Source organism: Rudaea sp., assembly GCF_036383415.1.
Classification (GTDB): Bacteria; Pseudomonadota; Gammaproteobacteria; order Xanthomonadales; family Rhodanobacteraceae; genus Rudaea.
The window spans coordinates 1-2151 of record NZ_DASVOK010000305.1 but is presented as its reverse complement, the minus strand read 5'-3'; the positions used below and the strand labels follow the sequence as shown (position 1 = coordinate 2151).

The 2151-nt window shown below is 65.8% G+C and carries 3 protein-coding genes; 1 reads left to right on the top strand and 2 read right to left on the bottom strand.

The window, feature by feature from the left end; all coding sequences use genetic code 11:
• A partial coding sequence (locus VF497_RS11470; RefSeq protein WP_330888792.1) for a histone deacetylase family protein occupies positions 1-613 on the top strand: 613 nt, incomplete at its 5' end.
• Between the two features lie 18 nt (positions 614-631).
• On the opposite strand, the gene VF497_RS11465 is transcribed toward VF497_RS11470, so the two are convergent.
• Both VF497_RS11465 and VF497_RS11460 read right to left on the bottom strand, forming a co-directional pair.
• Complete coding sequence (locus VF497_RS11465; protein WP_330888790.1) at positions 632-1540, bottom strand: cation diffusion facilitator family transporter; 909 nt, start codon at positions 1538-1540, stop codon at positions 632-634.
• A 16-nt stretch (positions 1541-1556) separates the two neighbouring features.
• Positions 1557-1928, bottom strand: a complete 372-nt coding sequence (locus tag VF497_RS11460) for an MmcQ/YjbR family DNA-binding protein (protein ID WP_330888788.1) — start codon at positions 1926-1928, stop codon at positions 1557-1559.
• Between the last annotated feature and the right edge of the window lie 223 nt (positions 1929-2151).

The window sequence follows — 2151 nt, the reverse complement described above, 5'->3', positions numbered from 1 at the left end:
GGTCGATGCGCTGCTCGACGGCAACGCGACGCGCGCGTTCTGCGCGGTGCGTCCGCCCGGGCACCACGCCACGCGCAATACGCCGATGGGATTCTGCCTGTTCAACAGCGTTGCCGTCGGCGCCGCGCACGCGCTCGCGCGCGGGCTCGAACGCGTCGCCATCGTCGACTTCGACGTGCACCACGGCAACGGCACGCAGGACATCTTCTGGCGCGAGCCGCGCGTGCTCTACGCCTCCACCCACCAGTCGCCGCTGTATCCGGGCACAGGCACGGAGAACGAAACCGGCGTCGGCAACATCGTCAACGCGCCGCTGCCGGCGGCATCGAGCTCGTTCGCGTTCCGCGAGGCCTGCCGCGACATCGTCCTGCCTGCGGTCGAGCGTTTCCGCCCTCAACTCATACTCATCTCGGCCGGCTTCGACGCGCACTATCTCGACCCACTCGCGAACCTCAACCTCGGTGCGCCCGACTACGACTGGATCACACGCGAACTCGTCGACATCGCGCGCAAGCATGCGCAGGGGCGCGTGATCTCGAGCCTCGAAGGCGGCTACAGCGTGACCGCGCTGCGCCAGTCGGCCGCGGCCCACGTCGCCGCGCTGATCGAGTGACCCGCGGCGCAGGTCGCGTCAATCGGCCACGTCCGGCTCGAAGAAACTCCAGCGGATCTCGGGGAAGCGCTGCTTCATTGCGGCTTCAACCACATTGATCGCCTCGACCACACCGCGGTCGGACAGGTTGCCGCGCATCTGCGCCTTGACCGCGACCATGATCTCGCTGCCGAGCTGCAGGGTGATAAGGTTGAACACGCGCGCGATCTCCGGACGGCCATCGAGGAATGCACGGATCGCGGCGTTGACCTCGGCATCGGCGCTCTGCCCGACGAGCAGCGCCTTGACCTCGATCGCGACGAACACGGCGACGACGACGAGCAGAATACCAATGGCGAGCGTGCCGACCGCATCGAAGATCGGATTGCCGGTCAGCACGGTCAGCAGCACGGCGAGCAGGGCGAAGACGAGGCCGAGCAGCGCGGCGAGGTCTTCGCCGAAGATGACGATGAGTTCGCTCTGCCGGCTTTCGCGGAACCAGTGCCACAGCGAATGCGCGCCGCGCGCCTTGTTGACCTCGCGCATGCAGCCGGCCATCGAGAAACTCTCGGCGACGATGCCGAATGCGAGCACGCCGACCGCGAGCCACGGCCATTTCACCGGCTCGGGATCGTGCAGCTTGTGCAGGCCTTCGTAGATCGAGAACGCGCCGCCGACGCTGAACAGCAGCAGCGCGACGAGGAACGACCAGAAGTAGATTTCCTTGCCGCGGCCGAGTGGATAGTCCGGCGACGGCGGCGCCTTGGCCTGTTTCAATCCGAGCAGCAACAGCAACTGGTTGCCGCAGTCGGCCAGCGAATGCACCGCTTCGGCGGTCATCGCGCCCGAACCGGTGATGACCGCGGCGGCAGCCTTGGAGAGGAAGATCGCGAAGTTCGCGCCGAGTGCGTAGAAGATCGTTCTCAACGAATCGGCTTTGCCCGACATGCGGTGGTTCCCTGGTTCATGGTTTGGCGACGGCATCGGCCGCACTCAACGCTGCCTGCTGGCGCTTGCTCAGACCGGCGCGCACGAGCGTGTACGAACGCTGCACGAACTCGCCGATCTTCGCGCGTGCGAAGCGGTCGGGCTCGGCGATCGACACCCAGAATGCGCGTGCCATGTACGCGGCCGGCACGATGCCGGGCTGGTCGGTCAGTTCGAGGAAGCGCTCGGCATCGACCTTGAACGAGATGCGCCCGCGATGCGGACCGTGCAGGCAGTACACCACGAACATCTTGCCGGACACGGTGAAGACCAGGTCGTCGTCCCATTTGACCGCGCTGGCGACGCCGGGCCAGTCCCTGCTGAGCGCTTTCAGTTCCGTTTCGTTCATGGTGCGATCATCGAAAAGCGCAGAATGGCGGGAGTTTGCGTCCGCCGCGTGAACGACGGGTCATGTTACTGAACGATTGCGGCGGAATTTAGGTGGGCTGCTCCAAATCGAACGCCCAAGATGTGATCCCATGAACACTTTAACAAAAAATCCGGGCAAGCTCGCCGAGCGTTGGGTGGTGCCGCGACGCGGCGGCATCCGGCCGCCGCCGCGTCGCGGCAGC

Bases quoted from the DNA above. Each gene is read 5' to 3' on its own strand.
- VF497_RS11460 (WP_330888788.1), bottom strand. From the start codon at position 1,928: ATGAACGAAACGGAACTGAAAGCGCTCAGCAGGGACTGGCCCGGCGTC.
- VF497_RS11465 (WP_330888790.1), bottom strand. From the start codon at position 1,540: ATGTCGGGCAAAGCCGATTCGTTGAGAACGATCTTCTACGCACTCGGC.